Source organism: Pengzhenrongella sp. (genome assembly GCF_036565025.1).
Classification (GTDB): domain Bacteria; phylum Actinomycetota; class Actinomycetes; order Actinomycetales; family Cellulomonadaceae; genus Pengzhenrongella.
The window spans coordinates 1-20,731 of record NZ_DATCNW010000338.1 but is presented as its reverse complement, the minus strand read 5'-3'; the positions used below and the strand labels follow the sequence as shown (position 1 = coordinate 20,731).

Below are 20,731 nucleotides of genomic sequence, written 5' to 3'. Positions count from 1 at the left end.
GGGGGGGGGGGGCGAGGGGATCACGTTCGAACTCCAAACCGTCTCGTCCAAGGGAATCCTTGTGCTCCGATTCGTGGTGCGCCGTGTCCTCTCCGGCCTCGTTCTCCTCCTCGTCATTACCACCGTCGCCTACACGCTCCTGTACCTGGGCGGCGGCGACATCGCCCGGCGGATCCTCGGCCAGAACGCCACCCAGGCGCAGGTCACGGCCCGCGCCGAGCAGCTCGGTCTCAACCGCCCCCTTCTGGTGTCCTACGTCAACTGGCTCGGCGACGCCTTCAAGGGCGACCTCGGCCGATCGTGGTTCACCGGTCAGACGGTCAGTTCAGCCGTGACGAGCCGGGTGGCGGTGACCCTCTCGCTCGTCGTCGGCGCCACGGTCGTCGCCGCGATCCTCGCGATCGCGCTCGGCGTGCTCGCCGCGACCCGGCGAGGTGGGATCGACCGAACGATCCAGCTCGTCTCGATCCTCGGCTTCGCGATCCCGGGCTTCCTCATCGCCCTGGTGCTCGTGATCGTCTTCGCGATCAACCTCCATCTGTTCCACGCCACGGGGTACGTCCAGATCACGGACTCGGTGAGTGGATGGCTCAAGTCCGTCACGCTGCCGATCACCGCCATCGCGATCGGTGCGACCGCGTCGGTCACCCAGCAGGTGCGCGGCTCGGTCATCGACGCCCTCCGCAAGGACTACGTGCGGACCCTGCGCAGCCGCGGGCTGAGCAACCGGAGCGTCATCTTCAAGCACGTCCTGCGCAACGCCGGCGGGCCCGCGCTGGCCATCCTCGCCGTGCAGTTCGTCGGCCTGCTGACCGGCGCCGTCATCGTCGAGCAGGTCTTCGCGATTCCGGGCCTCGGCCAGCTTCTCGTCTCGGCCACGAACTCGGGCGACATTCCCGTCGTCATGGGCCTCGTGGTCGCCATGGCGGCGATCGTCGTCACCGTCAACCTCGTCATCGACCTGTTGCAGGCAAGCCTGAACCCCCGAGTGAGGCTCTCATGACCACCGCGCTCCCGCCGATCGTTCCGGCATTGTCGGCCGAGCCCGCACGCCGCGTCCACCTGCTGCGCCGTCTCCTGAAGAACCCCACCGGCGTCGTCGCCCTCGCCTTCGTCACCCTGGTCGCGCTGGTCGCGATCTTCGGCAAGGTGATCGCCCCGCACAACCCGAACCTCGCCTCGCTGAACCTCATCCTGGCGAAGCCGAGCGCCGAGCACCTGCTCGGTGGCGACAGCGCCGGCCGGGACGTCCTGTCCCGCCTGCTGGCGGCGACCCAGATCAGCATGGCAGCGGCCCTGCTGGCGCTCGTCATCTCGGTCGCCCTCGGGGTGAGCGGCGGACTTCTCGCCGGCTACTACAAGGGGTGGACCGACAACACCTTCTCCTGGTTGACCTCGCTCATCATGGCGATGCCGTCGATCGTCATCCTCCTCGCCGCGCGCGCCGTCCTCGGCCCGTCGGTGTGGATCTCGATGGCGATCTTCGGCGTCGTCCTCGCGCCGGCGTTCTTCCGGCTCGTGTACGCGGCAGTTTCCGCGGTCCGGGAGGAGCTCTACGTCGACGCCGCACGCGTGTCGGGTCTGAGCGACACCCGGATCATCAGCCGGCACATCCTGTCCGTGGTGCGCGCACCGATCATCATCCAGTCCGCGATGATCCTGGGCATCGCCATCGCGATCCAGTCCGGCCTGGAGTTCCTGGGCCTCGGCGACCCGTCGGTTCCGACGTGGGGCGCGATGCTCAACGACGGCTTCCAGAACATCTTCCGCGCGCCGGACCTCATGCTCTGGCCCTCGCTCGCGATCGGCCTGACCTGCATCGCGCTCACGCTGCTGGCCAACGCCATGCGCGACGAGCTCGAGCGCGCCTCGGGTGGCAAGAAGCGTCGTCGGGGCAAGCGCGGCGCGGCCGTCGAGGACGTGACACCCCCTGAAGAGGTCATCGCCCACGAGGACGACGCTCGCGCGGCGTCCCGCACGGGTGAAGAGCTGATCCGGCTCACCGACGTCCGCGTCGGGTACGACCAGCCGGACGGCAGCGTCATCGAGGTGGTGCACAGCGTCTCGCTGACCATCCGGCGTGGTGAGGTGCACGGGCTCGTCGGCGAGTCGGGCTCGGGCAAGACCCAGACCGCGTTCGCCGTGCTCGGCCTGCTTCCCGTCGGCGGCCGCGTGCTCGGCGGATCCATCCAGTTCGAGGGCGCAGAGCTGGCCGGCGCCAACGAGCGCACCTACGCGAAGGTGCGCGGCCTGAAGATCGCGTACATCCCGCAGGAACCGATGAGCAACCTGGACCCGTCGTTCACGATCGGCAGCCAGCTCATGGAGCCGCTGCGGGTGAACCTCGGCATGGACAAGGCGGCCGCGAAGGCGAAGGCCCTCGCCCTGCTGGCCCGCGTGGGCATCCCGAACCCCGAGCGCACCTTCGCCGCGTACCCGCACGAGATCTCCGGCGGGATGGCCCAGCGGGTGCTCATCGCCGGGGCCGTGTCGACGGACCCCGACCTGCTCATCGCGGACGAGCCCACCACCGCGCTCGACGTGACCGTGCAGGCCGAGGTGCTCGAGGTGCTGCGTGACCTGCAGGCCGAACGGCAGATGGGGGTCCTGCTGGTCACCCACAACTTCGGCGTCGTGGCAGACCTGTGCGACCGCGTGTCGGTCATGAAGTCCGGGCTCATCGTCGAGACCGGGCCGGTACGCGCGCTCTTCAACAGTCCCAAGCACCCGTACACCCAGACCCTCCTCGAGTCCATCCTCGAGGACGGGCCGGCCCGCAAGTCCCTCTCCACCAAGGAGGCCTGACCTCGTGAATACTCCGTTGCTGGACATCCGCGACCTCGACGTGATCTACCCCGCCCATGGCTTCGGCGGCACGCCGTTCCACGCCCTCAAGAAGGTCTCCGTCGACGTCCACGCCGGCGAGACGGTCGGCCTGGTCGGCGAGTCCGGATCCGGCAAGACGACGATGGGTCGCGCCGTGCTCGGGCTCGCTCCGGTGAGCGCCGGCTCCGTGACCTACGACGGCCGCGACATCGGGCACCTGCACCGACGCGAACGCCGCGCCCTGGCCAGCGAGATCCAGGTGGTCTTCCAGGACCCGTACAGCTCGCTCAACCCGGCGATGACGATCGCGCAGATCCTCGCAGAACCGCTCACCGTGCGCGGGGTCGACACCAAGACGGCGCGCGAGCGGGTGCGCGCCCTGCTCGAGCAGGTGCACCTGCCCTCGAACTCGATGGACCGGCTGCCGCGCGAGTTCAGCGGCGGGCAGCGGCAGCGGATCGCGATCGCGCGGGCGCTCGCCCTCGATCCGAAGCTGATCGTCTGCGACGAGCCCGTCTCCGCGCTGGACCTGTCGACCCAGGCCCGCGTCCTGGACCTGTTCATCGAGATCCAGGAGCGCACCGGAGTGGCCTACCTTTTCGTCTCGCACGACCTCGCGGTGGTGCGGCACATCAGCCACCGGGTGGCCGTGATGTACCAGGGCGAGATCGTCGAGTTCGGCGACGGCGACCAGGTGACAGCCCGCCCCGAGCACCCCTACACGCAGCGGCTCTTCCTGGCCTCCCCCGTTCCGGACCCGGACCGGCAGGAGCAGCGGCGCGCCGACCGGCAGCGCCTGCTCGCCGCACAGCAGCAGGCAGACGAGCAGGCGGGGGCCGCCGGCTCCGGCGGGGCGGCGGCGTAGTCGCCGTCGCCCACCTCACCGGCCGTCGCGGTCGCCCCCTGCACGCAGCTCACCGACCTTGAGAGGACAACCATGCCCACCGGAACCGCCGACCTGCACCACCTGCTCGCCCAGCTCGACCTCGAGGAGAAGGTGGAGCTGCTCACCGGCTTCGACTTCTGGACGACGGTCCCGATTCCGAAGATCGGCCTGCGTGCGATGGTGCTCTCCGACGGTCCCGCCGGGGTGCGCGGACCGGTCTGGGACGAGCGGTCGCCGTCGCTCAACCTGCCGTCGGCGACGTCGCTCGCCTCGGCCTGGGACACCGATCTCGCCTACCGGTACGGCGCCGCGGCGGCGTCCGAGGCGCGCCGCAAGGGCGTCGACGTCGTCCTGGGGCCGACGATCAACCTGCACCGCTCCCCGCTCGGGGGCCGTCACTTCGAGTGCTTCAGCGAGGACCCGACGCTCACCGCCGAGCTCGCGGTGGCCTACGTGCGCGGGCTGCAGGACAACGGGGTCGCCGCGACCCCCAAGCACTACGTCGCCAACGACTCCGAGACGGACCGCTTCACCGTCGACGTGCGCGCCGACGAGCGGACCCTGCGCGAGCTGTACCTGCTGCCCTTCGAGCGTGCCGTGACCGAGGCCTCGGCCTGGACGATCATGAGCTCGTACAACTCGGTGAACGGCACGACGATGACCGAGAACGACCTGCTCGAGACCCCGCTCAGCTCCGAGTGGGGATTCGACGGCGTCGTCATCAGCGACTGGACCGCCGTGCGCAGCCTCGCCGCGGCTCCGGCCGCCCAGGACCTCGTCATGCCGGGCCCGAACGGTCCGTGGGGTGCCGCCCTGGTGGAGGCCGTGCGCGCCGGAACCGTGCCCGAGCACGCCATCGACCGCAAGGTGCTGCGGCTGCTGCGACTTGCCGAGCGGGTCGGCGCGCTCGGCGACGCCGCCCCCGCAGCGCCCGCACCGCTCGACGGGCGCGCGTTCGTCCGGGCGGCGTCGATCGAGGGGACCGTCCTGCTCACCAACGACGGCGAGCTCCCGTGGCGGGCGTCCGCGCTCACCCGGGTGGCCGTGATCGGCCACAACGCGCGGGACGCGCGCACCCAGGGCGGCGGGAGCGCGACGGTCATCCCCGAGGCGGTCGTCAGCCCGCTCGACGCCGTCCGGGCGGCACTGCCGGACGCGGTGGTGGAGTACGCCCTCGGGGCGGTCGTGCAGGAGGGGGTCGCCGAGATCCCGCTCGCCCGGCTGACCAACCCGGTCACCGGCGGGCCCGGTCTCGCGGTCGAGTTCCTCGACGCGGACGGCACCTCGCTGTTCGTGGAGCACCGGCGGTCCACCGCGCTGGTCTGGTTCGGCGGGGACGCCCCGATCGAGCGGGCAGCGAAGCTCGTCCTGCGGACCGTGTACACCCCGGCGGACAGCGAGACCGTCAAGCTCGGGTTCGCGACCGCCAAGCGAGGCCGGGTGCACGCCGACGGGGTGCTCGTCGTCGAGGACGATCCGGCCGTCTCCGGCACCGACCTCGGTGCCTCGTTCCTCTCCCCCGGTTCGGCGACCGCGACGCTGTCCACCGTCGCGGGGACGCCGATCGAGATCGTCGCCGAGTTCGATCTCGCCAACTCCGGCCACGCGCTCGACAACGCGCTCTCGGTCACCCTGGGCTTCGCCCCGGACGACTCGGACCCCGAGGGTCTGATAGCCAGGGCGGTCGACGCCGCGCGGGCGGCCGACGTCGTGCTCGTCGTCGTCGGCACAAACTCGAAGGTCGAGTCCGAGGGCTTCGACCGGGAGAACCTGGATCTGCCCGGACGTCAGGACGACCTGGTCCGCGGCGTGGCCGCCGTCAACCCGCACACGGTCGTGGTGGTGAATGCGGGTGCGCCCGTGCTCCTGCCGTGGCGCGACAACGTCGCCGCCGTCCTGCTCGGGCACTTCGGCGGGCAGGAGTTCGGCGCCGCGATCGCCGATGTGCTGCTCGGCGCCGCCGAGCCCGGCGGACGGCTGGCGACGACCTGGCCGGCCGCGATGGCCGACGTGCCGGTCCTGAGCACGACGCCGAGCGACGGCGCGCTGCGCTACGACGAGGGGGTCCACATCGGCTACCGCGCGTGGCTCAAGGCCGGCGCGGTCCCCGCGTTCGGTTTCGGCTCGGGCCTGGGCTACACGACCTGGACGTTCGACAAGCTCGAGGTCAGCCCGGACGGCGACGGCGCGTTCACCGCGCGCGTCGCGGTGACCAACACGGGCGCCCGGGCCGGCAAGCACGTCGTCCAGGTGTACGCCGAGCGGCCGGACTCCACGGTCGACCGACCGGTGCGCTGGCTGGTGGGCTTCGCTCCCGTGCGGCTGGCTCCGGGCGAGTCGGCAAGCGTGGACATCGCCGTCCCGGCCCGCGCGTTCGCGCACTGGGACGCCGGCTGGCAGTGCGAGCCCGGCGCCTTCACGCTGCTGGCGGGTTCCTCCGTCGCGGACCTGCCCGTGACGGCGACGGTGACCCTCCCGTGAGCCCGGGGGCCGCGCGTATCGACACGTTCGAGGCGGAGCTCCGCACCGACACCCCGCTCGTGGCGACCGCGCGGCCCCGGCTCACCTGGACCGTGCGGACCGGCGAGCCGGGTTGGGAGCAGGTGTCGGCGCAGGTGCGGCGCGGCCAGGAGGTCGTCAGCCTCCCGGGCGCCGAGTCGGTGCTCGTCGACTGGCCGTTCGCGCCGCTGGCGCCCGGTGAGCGCACCGAGGTCGAGGTCCGGGCCACGGCGGTCTCCGGGACCGCCACGCCCTGGAGCTCCCCGCTGGGGATCGTTGCCGGATTCCTCGCCGAGGGCGACTGGGTCGCCCAGCCCATCGGGCTCGCCGACCCGCAGCGGGCCGCCCAGCCGGTGCTGCTGCGCACCGAGTTCCAGGTTGCGGCACCGGTCCGGCGCGCGACGCTCGTGTGGACCGCGCTGGGCGTGGCCGAGGTGGAGCTGAACGGCCGGCTGGTCGACGACGGCGTCCTCGCTCCCGGCTGGACCAGCTACCGCGACCGCCTCGTGCACGAGTTCGTCGACGTGACCGACCTCGTCCGAGCGGGACGCAACGCGATCGGCATCCGGCTCGCCGGCGGCTGGTACACCGAGGCGTACGGCTTCCACGGGCTGGCCAAGCCGTTCTACGGCGAGCAGCCCAGCGTGCTCGCGCAGGTCGTGCTCGAGGAGGCGGACGGCACGCGGTCCGTCGTCGCGAGCGACGGCAGCTGGCGGGCGAGCGGCTCCGGCCCGGTCGTGACCAGCGGCATCTACCGCGGGGAGACGTTCGACGCGCGGCTGCACGAGCCGGGCTGGTCCGAGCCGGGCTTCACCGGCGGCTGGCCGGCCGCCCGGGTCGGCGGCGCCCGGGCGCCGACCCCGCAGGCGCGGATCGCGCCGCCGGTCCGGCGCATCGAGGAGCTCGCGGTCGCGGCGGTGCTCCCGACGCCGTCCGGCGGGCAGGTGCTCGACTTCGGGCAGAACCTCGTCGGGTGGTTGCGGATCCGGGTGCGCGGCGAGCGCGGGCACCGGGTCACGCTGCGGCACGCCGAGGTACTCGAGGACGGCGAGCTCGCGCTTCGCCCGCTCCGGCTCGCCGACGCGACCGACACCTACGTGCTGGCCGGCGCGGATGCCGAGGGCGCAGCGGAACCGGAGGTGTGGGAGCCCCGGTTCACGTTCCACGGGTTCCGCTACGCCCAGGTCGAGAACTGGCCGGGCGACTTCGACCCGGCGGACGTCACCGCCGTCGTCGTGCACACGGACCTGGACCGAACCGGCACCTTCACCTCCTCCCACTCGGAGCTGAACCGGCTGCACGAGAACGTGGTCTGGGGCATGCGCGGCAACTTCCTGTCGATCCCCACCGACTGCCCGCAGCGCGACGAGCGGCTCGGTTGGACGGGCGACATCCAGGTGTTCGCCCCGACGGCGTCGTTCCTGTACGACGTCCGGGGCTTCTTGACCTCCTGGTTGCGGGACCTGGCGCTCGAGCAGCAGCGGCTCGACGGCGCCGTGCCCCTCGTGGTGCCGTCGGTCCTGGACTCCTTCGGTCCCGGTCTGGTCGCCGCGTGGGGCGATGCCGCGACCGTGGTTCCGTGGGTGCTGCACGAGCGCTACGGCGACACGGGTGTGCTGCGCGACGCCTACCCCAGCATGCGGGCGTGGGTCGAGACGCTCCTCGTCGAGAGCCGGGGCACGGGGCTGTGGGCGGGTACCTTCCAGCTCGGTGACTGGCTGGACCCCGCCGCCCCGCCGGACAAGCCCGCGGCGGCCCGCACGGCCACCGACATCGTCGCGAGCGCCTACCTCGCGCGGTCCCTGCAGATCGTCGCCGACGCCGCGACGGTGCTCGGCGCGGACGAGGACGCAACGCGCTTCGCCGCCGAGGCCGCCCGCGCCCGGACGGCCTTCGCCCGTGAGTACGTCACCCCCGCCGGCCGAATGATGTCGGACGCACCGACGGCGTACGCCCTCGCGCTCCAGTTCCGGCTCGTCAGCGAGCCCGCGACCCGCATCAGGCTGGCCGCCCGGCTCGCCGAGCTGGTGCGCGAGGACGGGTACCGGATCGGCACCGGGTTCGTGGGCACCCCGCTCGTGGCCGACGCGCTGAGCGAGTCCGGGCACCTCGCGGTCGCGGCCCGGCTGCTGCTGCAGACCGAGTGCCCCTCGTGGCTGTACCCGGTCACCATGGGCGCGACGACGATCTGGGAACGCTGGGACAGCCTGCTCCCGGACGGCACGGTGAACCCCGGCGAGATGACGTCGTTCAACCACTACGCGCTCGGCGCGGTGGCCGACTGGCTCCATCGCGTCGTCGCGGGACTCGCCCCGGCCGAGCCCGGCTACCGGCTGCTGCGGATCGGGACGCGTCCGCTCCCCGGCCTCGACCACGCCGCCGCGACCCTGCGCACGCCGTACGGACCGGCCGCGGTGTCCTGGCGGCGCGACGGCGACCGGGTGGTCCTCGACGCGCAGGTCCCGCCGAACGCGCGGGCCGTGGTCGACCTCCCGGGCGTCCCGTCGCAGGTGGTGGGGTCCGGCACGCACACGTGGACGTTCGCCGTCGAGCCACCGCCGCGCTCGCACCGGCCGCTCGACCTCGACTCGCCGACGGCCCACATCATCGACGACCCCGAGGCGTACGACGCCGTCCTCGACGCGATCGGGCGCATCGACCCCGAGCGCCTGACCTCGTTCCGGCAGGACACCGTCTGGTCGCACCGGCGCACGCTGCGCCAGGCCCTGATGCTTTCCCGGCAGGCGCTGACCGACGAGGTCGACGCAGCCCTCGCGGAGCTCGAGCCCCGCGCCGACGCCCGACAAGGAGACTGACATGTTCGACCGCCGTTCCACCGTTGCCGAGGCGCTGCGCAGTCCAGCCGCGCGCACGCTGCTGGACCGCCACCTGCCGGGCGTCGTCTCTTCCCCCGCCGTCGCCCAGCTCGGCTCGATGCGGCTCGGCCAGCTCACCCAGATGGTCCCCGCGACCAGGGAGGATCCAGCGCTGGCCGACCTGTTGTGGGCCGAGCTGGCCGCGCTCGCGGACGGTCACGACGCGGCCCCGGTGTACGGCCGGGCGATCGAGCCGGATCCCGGCTACGAGCCCGCGACGGTCGCCCGGGGTTCGGCCACGGTCGAGCTCCCCGCGGTCGAGCTCCCCGCGGTCGTGGGCCGCTGGGGCGTGCTCGAGGTGACGTTCCACGGGCCGTCGCACGGCAACCCGTTCGTCGACGTCGAGCTGACCGCGATCTTCAGTCAGGGCGAGCGCACGCTCACCGCGGGGGGCTTCTACGACGGCGACGGTCTCTACCGGGTCCGCGTGCTCGCCGAGCGCGAGGGGCGCTGGGAGTTCGAGACGTCGTCGACCGCGCGCTCCCTGGACGGCATCCGCGGCGCCGTCGAGGTGGGCCCGCCCGCGCCGGGCAACCACGGCCCCGTGCGGGTCGACGGCTTGCACTTCCGGTACGCCGACGGCACCCGGCACCGCCCGATCGGCACGACCTGCTACGCGTGGACCCACCAGGGCGAGGCTCTCGAGCGGGCGACGCTGGAGACGCTGCGCTCTGCGGGGTTCACCAAGATGCGGATGTGCGTGTTCCCGAAGTCGTACCTGTTCAATGAGAACGAGCCGGAGCTGTACCCGTTCGAGGGCTCCCTCGAGTCGGGCTGGGACGTCGAGCGCTTCGACCCGGCGTTCTTCCGGCACCTCGAGGAGCGCATCACGGACCTCGCCGACCTGGGCATCGAGGCGGACCTGATCCTGTTCCACGCCTACGACCGGTGGGGTTTCGCCGACCTCGGCCCGGCCGTGGACGACCGGTACGTGCGCTACCTCGTGCGCCGGCTGGCCGCGCTGCGCACCGTGTGGTGGTCGATGGCGAACGAGTACGACCTGCTCTGGGCGAAGACGACCGTGGACTGGGAGCGCCTCGCCGCCGTCGTCGGCGAGAACGACCCGCACGGACACCTCAACTCGATCCACAACTGCTTCTCGTTCTACGACTACGCGAAGCCGTGGATCACGCACGCTTCCATGCAGCGCATCGACCCGTATCGCACCGCGGAGAACACCAACGCGTGGCGCGAGCAGTGGGGCAAGCCCGTCGTGATCGACGAGTGCGCGTACGAGGGTGACATCGACCAGGGCTGGGGGAACATCACCGGCGAGGAGATGGTCCGGCGGTCCTGGGAAGGTGCGATCCGCGGCGGCTACGTGGGCCACGGCGAGACCTATCTCAACGACCGCGAGGAGCTGTGGTGGTCCAAGGGCGGCGAGCTGGTCGGCACGAGCCCGGCGCGCATCGCGTTCCTCGACCGCATCCTCGCCGACTCCCCGACCGGCGTGATCGATCCGCTGCCGTCGGAGTGGGACGTGCCCTGGGGCGGGGTGGCCGGGAGGTACGTGCTCGGCTACTTCGGCTTCAACCAGCCCCGGTACCGCGACCTGGTGCTGCCCGACGGCGACTTCCATATCGACGTCATCGACACCTGGCGGATGACCATCGACCGCCTGGACGGCGTGCACCGAGGCACGGTTCGGGTGGACCTGCCGGGCCGGCAGTACATGGCGGTCCGCCTCGTGCGCGCCGCCGACTGACGCCCCGTCACCACGAAAAGAGAGATCGACCCATGACAGTGGCCCCAGCAGCGCCCACCGCGCAGATGCCCCCCGGCGTGAGTTTCGGCGCGGCGTACTACCACGAGTACCACGTCCCCGGTCGGGTCCCGGACGCCGAGAGCCTCGCCGCCGACCTCGACCTCATGGTCGCCGCGGGCTTCACGGCGATCCGCGTCGGGGAGTCGGTGTGGTCCACCTGGGAGCCCGAGCCGGGTCGGTTCGACCTCGACTGGCTCCAGCCGGTCCTGGACGGCGCCCACGCCCGCGGGATCGGGGTCATCCTCGGCACCCCGACCTACGCGGTGCCGCCGTGGATGGCCCGCCTGCACCCGGAGATCGCGGCGGAGACGGCGACCGGCAGCCCGACCCCGTGGGGCTCCCGCCAGGAGGCCGACGTCTCCCATCCGATGTTCCGCCGCTTTGCCGAGCGGGTGATCCGCAAGGTCGTCGGCCGATACCGCGACCACCCCGCCGTGATCGGCTACCAGGTGGACAACGAGCCCGGCATCCGGCTGTTCTTCAACGACCACGTCTTCCAGCGGTTCATCGCGGAGCTGGCCGACCGCTACGGCATGGTCGATGCGCTGAACGAGGAGTGGGGTCTGACCTACTGGTCGCACCGGCTCTCGGACTTCGCCGACCTGTGGCGACCCGACGGCAACCTGCAACCGCAGTACGACCTCGCCTGGCGACGCTTCCAGGCCAGCCTCATCTCCGAGTACATCGGGTGGCAGGCCGACCTCGTCCATGAGCTCGTCGGGACCGACGCGCTCGTGACGACCTGCCTGTCGATGGACCAGTCCGGCGTGGATGACGTCGCGATCTCCCGGCACTTGAGCGTCACGTCGGGAAACGCGTACTACGAGCCGCAGGAAGCCCTGACGCATCCCAGTACGGCCCCGATGTCGCCGGGGTGGATCGTGAGCGGGACGTGGGCCGTCTACCAGCTCGCGGACCTCATGTTCTCGGCGAGACAGGCGCCCTTCCTCATCACCGAGACGAACGCGGCCTCGATCGGCCATGGCTCCACGAACCTCGTGCCCTACGACGGCCAGCTGCGCCAAGTGACCTGGGCCCTCGTGTCCCGGGGTGCCCGCATGATCGAGTACTGGCACTGGCGGACGCTGCACTACGGCACCGAGACGTACTGGGGTGGGGTGCTCCCCCACGACGGTCGGCCGGGGCGGATCTACGCCGAGGTCGCCCGCATCGGAGCCGAGCTCGGGCGCGTCGGGCACGCCGTCGCGAACGCTCTCCCCGACGCGGACCTGGCGTTCGTGTTCGACTCCGACTCGAAGTGGGCGCTGGGCTTCGGGCCCGCCGCCCCGCTGCCCGGGCCGTCCGGGTGGGGCGACCCGGACTCCTACCGGCGCATGACGCTGCCGTTCTACCGCGGGGCGTTCGACGCCGATCTCCAGGTCGGCACCGTGCGACCGGACCAGCTCATGGCCGAGGACGCCGCCCGGTTCGCCGCCCGCCGCCCCGTGCTCGTGGCGACCGGCTGGTACACCACCACCGACGAGCACCTCGCCTGGCTGGACGCCTACGCGGCGGCCGGCGGGCACCTGCTGATCGGTCCCCGGACGGCGTACGGCGACTGCGAGGGCAGGGCGCGCACGCAGGTCAAGCCGGCCGGGCTCGCCACCGCGGCGGGGGTCTCCTACGCCGAGTTTGCCAACCTCGAGCACCCCGTCCCGGTCGTCGCCCCCGAGGGGTCTCCGCTCGCCGGGGCCAACGGATCAGGTGGCGAGGAGGCCGGGGCAGGGGCCGCAACGCTCTGGGTCGACTACCTCGAAGCGGGCGACGCCGACGTCCTGCTCGGCTACGACCACCCGCACCTGAGGACCTGGGCCGCCGCGACCACGAAGGTTCACGGGGATGGGCGCATCACGGTGGTCGGCACGATCCCGGACCAGCGCCTCGCCCGGGCGATCCTCCGGTGGGCGGCCCCCGCACCCGTCTCGGGGTGGCCGGACCTGCCGGACGGCGTCCGGGTCACGACGGCCTCCGCCCCCGACGGCTCCCGCATCGCGTACGTCCATCACTGGGCCTGGGGCGAGGTCACCGTGCGCGTCCCGGTCGAGGCGCACGACCTGCTCGAGGACCAGCACCTGGCGGCGGGCGCCGCCATCGGGCTCGGCCCCTGGGACGTTCGCGTTCTCAGGCTCAACAACCTCACGACGGAGCGCCGATGACACGCAACCCCTTGGCCGCCGGGTTCCACCCGGACCCGAGCATCACCAAGGTCGGCGACGACTACTACCTGGCGAACTCGACGTTCGAGTACCTCCCCGGGATCCCCGTGCAGCACAGCACCGACCTGCTCAGCTGGAAGGTGATCGGGAACGTCGTCGACCGGGTCGGCCAGCTGGCGCCCGACGTGCCCACCCTCGGTGGCGCCTGGGCGCCCACCATCCGTCACCATGACGGACTGTTCTGGCTGGCCGTCACCGACGCCCTCGGCCAAGGCACGCTGCTGTTCTCGACGCAGGACCCGGCCGGCCCGTGGTCGGACGGGACCCTCGTCGAGGGCCTGGACGGCATCGACCCCGACCTCGCGTGGGACGCCACCGGCGCCTGCTTCATGACCTTCTCGCGCACCTGTACGAGATCGACGGCTGGTGGTACCTCGTCATGGCCGAGGGCGGGACCGAGCGGGGCCACTGCGTCTCGGTCGCCCGCTCGCGCCGGCCCGACGGTCCGTTCGAGGGGCACCCGGACAACCCGCTCCTCTCCGCCCGCAGCACGGACCGCGTCGTGCAGAACACCGGCCACGGCGACCTCGTCCGAGCACCGGACGGCTCGTGGCTCCTCGTCCTGCTCGGGATGCGGACCCGGGGCGCGACCCGCGGCTTCTCGCCGATGGGCCGGGAGACGTTCGCCACGCCCGTGGCCTGGGCCGACGGGTGGCCGTCGTTCGCTCCCGTCGAGCTCTCGGAGCCCGACGAGCCGGTGCGCCGGGTCATCACGTTCGCAGGTGCCCTGGGTCCCGAGTGGCTCAGCGTGCGGCGGTTCCCGACCGACCTCGCCGACCTCACCGCGGCGCCCGGTCGCCTGCTGCTGCACGGCGAGGGCACCGGCCTGGACCATCCGCGCCCGGTGTTCGTCGGGATCCGCCAGGCGCACTTCCGCGCCCGCTTCGCCGCCGTCGTCGACGCCGCGTCGGGACTCGGCGGCCTCGGCCTGCGCTACGACGAGGTGCACCACTACGACATCGAGGTGGACGCCACCACGGTCCGGGCCCGCGCGCGGCTGTCCGGGATCGACCAGGAGTGGACCACGAGCGCACCCACCGGCCCCGTCACGCTGTGGATCGAGACCGCACCGGTCGAGGGCGGCATGTTCGAGTCGATGTCCAGCGACACCATCCGGCTCGGCTTCGACGGCCCCGACGGCCCGACGACGCTCGCCGTTCTCGACGGCCGGTACCTCACGGCGGAGACGACCGCCTCGTTCGCCGGACGCGTGGTCGGCGTCTACGCCGTCGACGGCACGTTCGCCGTCGACTCCTTCACCTACACCGGCACGGACGCGTGAGGCAGATCGTCGCAGGGCTCAGCGCGCCGTGGGGGGCGCGTCCGCGATGAGGCGCTGGGCCTCGTCGAGATCGGTGATGAGCACGTTGACCCAGCCGCCGAGCAGGGCGGCACGGATGGCAGCGTGCTTGCGGACTCCCCCGGCGACGGCGACCCGGCGTGGCACCTTGCGCAGCTGCGCGGCGCCGATGCCGATCACCCGGTCGTCCACCGCGGTGTGCAACGGGACGCCGTCGGCGTCGAAGAATCGCAGGCAGATGTCCCCGACTGCGCCCGCGGCGCGCAGCACGTCCCGGTCGAGCTCGGCCAGCGCGTTGCCGCTGCGGCGCAGCAGCGGCGACGGCTCGACCGAGCCGATGCCGACCAGCACCATCGTGAGCCCCGGCCAGATCGCCATCACGCCCGCCACCGTCGGATCGGCGACGAGGGAGTCCCGGGCCGACGCCGTGCTGAGCATCCCCGGCGCGGGCATGAACACCGGGTCGGCCCCCGTCCCCGCGGCGAACAGACCGATCAGCCGCGTGGCCTCCAGCTGCACCCGGGGGTCGCCGATGCCGCCGACCACCTGCAGGACGGTGTCCACGACCCGGGTCCGTGAGGGGCGCATGGACTCCACCGCGGCGAGGAGCGTCGCGGACCACGACGAGATGCCGACCGTGTCCCCGCCGGTCAGCGTCGTCTCGAGGTAGTCGGCGGCGGCCGCGCCCAGCGCCCGCGTGACGTCGTCGTCGGACCCGCCGGCGTCGACCACCACGGCCTCGCCGAGGCCGTAGCGCTCCTCGAGCGCGTCCTCGACGTCGGTGTGCACCCCGGCCGGCAGGGCGATGGTCGTCCGGACGATGCCGACCTCGCTCGCACGCTTGAGCAGCCGGGACACGCGAGGCTGCGACACGTGCAGCTCCTCGGCGATCTGCGTCTGGCGCATCCCGCGCTCGTGGTACATCCGCGAGATCTTGGCCATCAACCGCAGCTGCTCGCCCGAGTGCCCGAAGCGGTGCCCCACCCCGGCCGGGCCGTACTCGTCGACCACGGTCATCCCCTCCGTGCGAATGTTCATTCGTCGCCGTGACTCTATCCGCCGACGGGCAGATCTCCCCGGTGCCGCGTGCTCGAGGCGAGCACGTCCCGCACCGCGGCGGCCACGCCGTCGGCGCTGATCCCGAAGTGGTCGAGCAGCCACTGCACGGATCCGGTGGGCGCGAACGTGTCGGGGACACCGACGAAGCGCATCGGGACGGGGTGGCGTCGCACGACGACCTCCGCCACCGCGCCGCCGAGCCCGGAGGTCAGCGCCTCCTCCACCGTGACGATCGCGCCGGTCTCGCGGGCCGCCGCCTCGATCGCGTCGCCGTCCAAGGGCTTGATGCTCGGCATCGACAGGACGCGCGCGAAGATGCCCTCCGCGGCGAGCAGGTCGGCCGCGTCGAGGGCCCGGACGACGACGGTTCCGGTCGCGATCAGCGTGATGTCGCTCCCGTCGCGCAGCGTCACCGCCCGGCCTGGGGCGAACTGGTATCCCGGCGGGTTGACGTCCGGCACGCCCATCCGGCTCACCCGGACGAACACCGGGCCGTCGTGCTGGGCCGCCCAGCGGATCGCCTGCGCGGTCTCGGCGGGGTCACTGGGCACCAGCACGGTCAGCCCGGGGAGGGTTCGCAGCCACGCGAGGTCCTCGATCGAGTGGTGCGTCGGGCCGAGCTCTCCGTAGGCCATCCCGGGGCTCATCCCGCACAGCACCACGTGGCTCTGGGAGTAGGCGGCGTCGACCTTGATCTGCTCCATCGCGCGCGCGGTGAGGAAGCAGGACGCGGCGGAGACGAACGGGATCTTGCCGCCGTTCGCGAGCCCCGCCGCGACCCCGACCATGTCCTGCTCGGCGATGCCCACGTTGACCAGGCGGTCACCGAACCGGGCGGCGAACGGGTTGAGCTTGCTCGACCCGACCGAGTCGTTGACGACGGCCACGATGCGCGGGTCGGCGTCCGCGAGCTCGATGAGGGTCGCTACGAACGCGTCCCGGCAGTCGTGCAGCGCGCGTTCGGCGGGTGCGGGTGCGGGCGTGGCGGTGGTGCTCACGGTGTCTCCAGCTCGGTGAGGGCGGTCGCCACCTGGTCGGGTGACGGGACCTTGTGGTGCCAGGCGACGTCGTCGGACATGAACGAGATCGGATGGCCCTTGAACGTGTGGGCGATGACCGCGGTCGGCTTGCCCGAGGCGGCGGGGACGCCGGCGAACGCGTCGACCAGGGCGCCGTGGTCGTGGCCGTCGACCTCGACGACCTCCATGCCGAACGCGCGGAGCTTGTCGGCGAGCGGCTCGAGGTCGTTGGTGTCGGCCACGCGGGCACCCTGCTGCAGGCGGTTGCGGTCCACCACGACGCACAGCTGAGCCAGGCCGTGGTGGCCGGCGGTCATCATGGCCTCCCAATTGGAGCCCTCCTGCAGCTCGCCGTCCCCGACCACGACGAACGTGCGCCGCGGCGAGCCGTCGAGCTTGCCGGCGATGGCCGTCCCGACGGCGATCGGCAGCCCGTGCCCGAGCGGGCCGGTACTGGCCTCGACGGCCTCGATCTTGGTGTTCGCCGGGTGCCCGTTGAGCTGGGCGAGCGGCTGCATGAACGTGGCAAGCCGGTCCAGCGGCACGAAGCCGGCGACGGCGAGCGTGGTGTACAGCGCGGCCGCGGCGTGCCCCTTGGAGAGGATGAAGCGGTCCCGCTCGGGATCGTCGACCGTCTCGGGCGAGACGTTCATGACGTGCAGGTACAGCGTGACCAGCACGTCGATGACCGAGAACTCGCCGCCGATGTGCCCCAGCCCGGCGGCCCGGACCATCTGGATGTCGCGCCGGCGCACCAGGCGGGCCGCCTCGGCCAGGTGGGCCACGACGGCCGCCCGGCCGGCGTCGGCGTCGATCCGACCCATGACCCGCAGCTCGTCCGATGGCGCCACGGTCGGGTCGAGCGCGGGGACCAGGTCCTCCTCTACCGCACTCACTTGCCCTCCCGCAGGCAGGAGAACAACACGTCCTGGACCAGCTTCTGGGCGCCCATCGCATCCTGGCGTTCCTGCGCGGCGCGCAGCGCGTCGATGTCGAGCTCCTCCAGGGCACGGTGGATGCCCTTGAGGAAGCGGATCGAGAGCTTGGCGGCCTCGACGGTGTTCTCCCGGAACGGGAACTGGTCGAGCTGCCAGATGCCCTCCCAGTTGTTGATCTTCAGGGTGTAGAAGAACTCGAAGACCTCGACCGGGTGCACCGTGCCGACGACCATGTCGTCGTCCCAGCTGCGCAGGTTGTCGTTGACGTCCATCGCCCACAGCAGGCCGTGGTCGATGAGCAGCTGCGCGGCCGCCGCCGGCGACTCGCCGCCGAAGAGCGCGTGGCCGAAGTCGAGCAGCACGCCCACGTTGTCCACGTTCATCGCCTTGATGCCGAGCACGGTCTTGGCTGCCGAGTCCCAGAACATCTTGTTCCGCGGCTCGCGCGGCTTGTACTCGATGACGATCTTGATGTCCGGGTTCGCCAGCGCCAGCTCGCGCATCCCGGAGACGGCGAGCTCCCACTGAGTGTGGTGGTCGACCTGGAACGGGTAGTCCCAGCCGTCCTGTCCCGGCCAGACCTTGAGGTACCTGGCACCGAGCGCGCGCACGACGTCGGCGGCCTCGTTGAGCGCGTCCAGCGCCTCGGCCCGCACCGCCGCGTCGGGGTTGGTGAACGCGCCCTTGCTGAACCGGCGCATGTAGATCTCCGGGGTGACACCGACCGCCTCGAGGCCGTTCTCCGCCAGGGCCGCCTTGACCTGCTCGACGGTCACCCCCGGGGTGAACGGGTACGGCACATCCACGACCGACAGGTCGCCGACCTCACCGGCCAGGGCGATCTGCTCCAGGGTCGTGACGGGCGGCGCGTAGCCATCGGTCGCGTACCGGTCCACATAGCTGGCGAAGTGCCACAGACCGGCCCCGAATCGTGGGTTCTCAGGCATGTTCTTTCATCTCCATCACTGGTTCCTGGGTGGGTGTCGAGATCGTGGGGTCGGGTTCGCACCCGACGGCGTGGCCCCGCGAGCGGGCGACCGCGGTGGCCCACTGCCTGCGTCGGGCGACGCGCTCGGCGGCCGTGAGTCGGGGCTGCACGTCCGGCGTCCCGAGGTTCGGGTCCCGGGCGCCGGGCTCGGCGCCCGGGGCGGGCTCGGTTCGTGGTGCGAGCCCGAGCGTGCGGGCGGCGAGCAGGGTGACCCCGAGGGCGGACGCCTCGGGCGAGTCGGCGACCCGGACGGGTCGTCCGAGCAGGTCCGCCTGCAGCGCCATCAGGAGGCCGGATGCGGTCGCGCCGCCGTCGGCATGGAGCACACCGATCCGCGCCCGCCCGTCGGACTCGATCGCCTCGACGACGTCGGCGACCTGGTGCGCGACGGCCTCGAGGGCGGCCAGGGCGAGGTGCGCTCGACGGGTGCCGCCGGTCACCCCGGTGAGCACGCCGGTCGCCGCCCGGTCCCAGTAGGGGGCGCCGAGGCCGGAGAAGGCCGGCACGAGGACGACCCCCGCCGTGTCCGTAGCCTCGGCCGCCAGCGCCGTCAGGAGCGCGCCGCCCTCGTCGTCACCGCCGAGCATCCGGGCCATCCAGTCGAGGGCGGACCCGCTCGCGATGATGTTCCCCTCGCGGGCGTAGGTCGGTTCGCCGTCCGTCAGCCAGGCGAGCGTGGTGGTGATCCCGTCGGGTGCCTGGTCGGCGCCGGCGCACGGCGTCATGACCGACGAGCCCGTGCCGTACGTGGCCTTGCCCTCGCCGGGCTGGGTGCAGCCGTGCCGGTACAGCGCCGCGTGGGAGTCCGCGAGCACGGCCACCAGCGGGATGCCGGCCGGGAGCGAGCCGACGCCGCGCGTGGTGCCGAAGTCGCCGTCGGAGGCGCGCACCTCCGGCAGCGCGGAGCCCGGCACGCCGAAGAGGGACAGCAGGGTGGGGTGCCACGCCAGCTCCTGCAGGTCGAGCAGCAGCGTGCGTGCGGCGTTCCCGGCCTCGGTGGCGAACTCCCCGGTCAGGTTCCAGATCAGCCACGCGTCCACGGTGCCCAGGCACACGTCCGCCGGGTCGGCGCCCGACGCCGTCGCGGCGTCCAGCAGCCAGCGCATCTTGGGCGCCGAGTACATCGGGTCCAGCGACAACCCGGTGCGCAGCCGGACCTCCTGGGCCGCGACCGGCCCGAGCGCCGCGCAGGCTGCGGACGTCCGGGCGTCCTGCCAACCCAGCACCGGCCCGAGCGGGACACCGGTCGACCGGCTCCACACAACGACGGACTCGCGCTGGTTCGACACCGCGACGCCCGCGATCCGGGCGTCCGGGGCCTGCGCGAGGCACTCATCAACGGCCGCGACGGTCGCGGACCAGATCTCGGCCGCGTCCTGCTCGACCCACCCCGGCGCCGGGAACGAGATCCCGACCGACCGGGAGCCGACCGCCACCACGGCGGACGTCCGCGGATCGACGAGCAGCGCCTTGGTGTTCGTCGTGCCCTGGTCGATCGCGAGCACGAGAGGTCGACCGGTTCCGGTCACCGAGGCGCGTTTCTCGCCGTTGCTCGCCTGTGCGCCTGCCAACTGGACCGCCGGTGCATATCTATTCCGTAGTGAATGGATTGGTCCTAGCGTAGTCATCCGTCAGAAGGCGTGTCAACGGGCATCTGAGGAACAGGCACATCGAGGGCGGCCGACCTGGTCCTCTCAGGCGTCCCGGCCCGGCGCGACTTGTGCGCGCTAACCTCGCCAACCGGTCGGCACTCCCCTTGACCCAGCTCCTCCAGGGCACAATCGGGCCGCAGACCGTAAATCGGTCAGGAGTTCGACCTCGTCGTGGGCACCGTCGAGCGGGCCGATGTCTACGACGCCGCCGATCGAGCCCAGGGTCGTCTCGCCATGCAGGTCAACCCCGTCATCCGGACACCCGAGCAATGGGCCGGCGACTCGGACTCCCCGATCCCGTAGATCAAGGCCTCCCCTACCCTCGACGTGACGCCGGAGCGATCGGCGTCCGCATGAGCCGCTGGCCGCGGGGCGAAGCCGAGATCGAACAGCTCGTCTTCGGCGCTAGTCGCAATGCCGTTCAGTTAGCCCGGTGGCGGTGGTCCGACTGGCCAGCAGGGGCGAGTTTTGGTCCGGATGTGCGCCGGCCACCGTGAGTCGTGCCGGACGCCACTGCCGGGTGAGCGGTGGTCGCCTGCTCGCGCCACGAAATGCGTGGTGTTGTCGTCGCCAGGAGCGATCCGCACCGACTCCCACCTCGCGGCTCGGTCGTCGCCGCTGCCGAGCTCGCCCGCCACCGTGAGTTCGCCATTCTGAGGCGAGTTCGTCGGTTAAAATTGACGAACTCGCCTCAAAATGGCGAAGTC

The 20,731-nt window shown here is 72.1% G+C and carries 14 protein-coding genes and 1 pseudogene; 10 read left to right on the top strand and 5 right to left on the bottom strand.

Features of this window, described 5'->3' with window-relative positions; genetic code table 11:
• From VIM26_RS19595 to VIM26_RS19555, 9 genes and pseudogenes are all read left to right on the top strand, one after another.
• Nucleotides 1–1,003, top strand: a 1,003-nt coding sequence (locus tag VIM26_RS19595) for an ABC transporter permease (RefSeq protein ID WP_331954353.1), incomplete at its 5' end; no start/stop codon positions are given.
• Complete coding sequence (locus tag VIM26_RS19590; RefSeq protein ID WP_331954351.1) at nt 1,000–2,805, top strand: dipeptide/oligopeptide/nickel ABC transporter permease/ATP-binding protein; 1,806 nt, start codon at nt 1,000–1,002, stop codon at nt 2,803–2,805. The genes VIM26_RS19595 and VIM26_RS19590, both read left to right, overlap by 4 nt.
• A 4-nt stretch (nt 2,806–2,809) precedes the next feature.
• Nucleotides 2,810–3,691: an ATP-binding cassette domain-containing protein gene (locus VIM26_RS19585; RefSeq protein ID WP_331954349.1), complete on the top strand. Its 882-nt coding sequence runs from the start codon at nt 2,810–2,812 to the stop codon at nt 3,689–3,691.
• A gap of 72 nt (nt 3,692–3,763) precedes the next feature.
• Nucleotides 3,764–6,193 (top strand): beta-glucosidase family protein, encoded by a 2,430-nt coding sequence (locus tag VIM26_RS19580; RefSeq protein WP_331954347.1) that lies wholly within the window; start codon nt 3,764–3,766, stop codon nt 6,191–6,193.
• Complete coding sequence (locus VIM26_RS19575; protein WP_331954345.1) at nt 6,190–9,027, top strand: family 78 glycoside hydrolase catalytic domain; 2,838 nt, start codon at nt 6,190–6,192, stop codon at nt 9,025–9,027. The genes VIM26_RS19580 and VIM26_RS19575 overlap by 4 nt, the downstream gene beginning before the upstream one ends.
• Nucleotide 9,028: 1 nt before the next feature.
• Complete coding sequence (locus VIM26_RS19570) at nt 9,029–10,792, top strand: DUF5605 domain-containing protein (protein WP_331954343.1); 1,764 nt, start codon at nt 9,029–9,031, stop codon at nt 10,790–10,792.
• Nucleotides 10,793–10,824: 32 nt separating this feature from the next.
• Nucleotides 10,825–13,008, top strand: coding sequence for a beta-galactosidase (locus VIM26_RS19565; protein ID WP_331954341.1), 2,184 nt, complete (start codon nt 10,825–10,827; stop codon nt 13,006–13,008).
• A pseudogene (locus tag VIM26_RS27170) lies at nt 13,005–13,666 on the top strand (family 43 glycosylhydrolase); the annotation flags it as partial. The gene VIM26_RS19565 and the pseudogene VIM26_RS27170, both read left to right, overlap by 4 nt.
• Nucleotides 13,640–14,350 (top strand): hypothetical protein, encoded by a 711-nt coding sequence (locus VIM26_RS19555; protein WP_331954355.1) that lies wholly within the window; start codon nt 13,640–13,642, stop codon nt 14,348–14,350. The pseudogene VIM26_RS27170 and the gene VIM26_RS19555, both read left to right, overlap by 27 nt.
• Nucleotides 14,351–14,368: 18 nt before the next feature.
• Here VIM26_RS19555 and VIM26_RS19550 read toward each other — a convergent pair whose 3' ends face one another.
• Genes VIM26_RS19550 through VIM26_RS19530 form a run of 5 tightly spaced genes read right to left on the bottom strand, consistent with a single transcriptional unit; the run spans nt 14,369 to nt 19,901 of the window.
• Entirely contained in the window at nt 14,369–15,406 is a 1,038-nt protein-coding gene (locus tag VIM26_RS19550; RefSeq protein ID WP_331954339.1) for a sugar-binding transcriptional regulator, read from the bottom strand.
• A 14-nt stretch (nt 15,407–15,420) separates the two neighbouring features.
• Nucleotides 15,421–16,425, bottom strand: a complete 1,005-nt coding sequence (locus tag VIM26_RS19545; protein WP_331954337.1) for a transketolase family protein — start codon at nt 16,423–16,425, stop codon at nt 15,421–15,423.
• Complete coding sequence (locus VIM26_RS19540; RefSeq protein ID WP_331954335.1) at nt 16,422–17,342, bottom strand: transketolase; 921 nt, start codon at nt 17,340–17,342, stop codon at nt 16,422–16,424. The genes VIM26_RS19545 and VIM26_RS19540 overlap by 4 nt, the downstream gene beginning before the upstream one ends.
• Nucleotides 17,339–18,331, bottom strand: a complete 993-nt coding sequence (locus tag VIM26_RS19535) for a sugar phosphate isomerase/epimerase family protein (RefSeq protein ID WP_331954333.1) — start codon at nt 18,329–18,331, stop codon at nt 17,339–17,341. Before VIM26_RS19535 ends, VIM26_RS19540 begins: the two co-directional genes overlap by 4 nt.
• Nucleotides 18,324–19,901 (bottom strand): FGGY family carbohydrate kinase, encoded by a 1,578-nt coding sequence (locus VIM26_RS19530; protein WP_331954331.1) that lies wholly within the window; start codon nt 19,899–19,901, stop codon nt 18,324–18,326. Before VIM26_RS19530 ends, VIM26_RS19535 begins: the two co-directional genes overlap by 8 nt.
• A 294-nt stretch (nt 19,902–20,195) precedes the next feature.
• On the opposite strand from VIM26_RS19530, the gene VIM26_RS19525 reads away from it, so the two are divergent.
• A complete protein-coding gene (locus VIM26_RS19525) occupies nt 20,196–20,327 on the top strand; it encodes a hypothetical protein (protein WP_331954329.1) in 132 nt (43 codons plus the stop codon).
• Nucleotides 20,328–20,731: the final 404 nt, after the last annotated feature.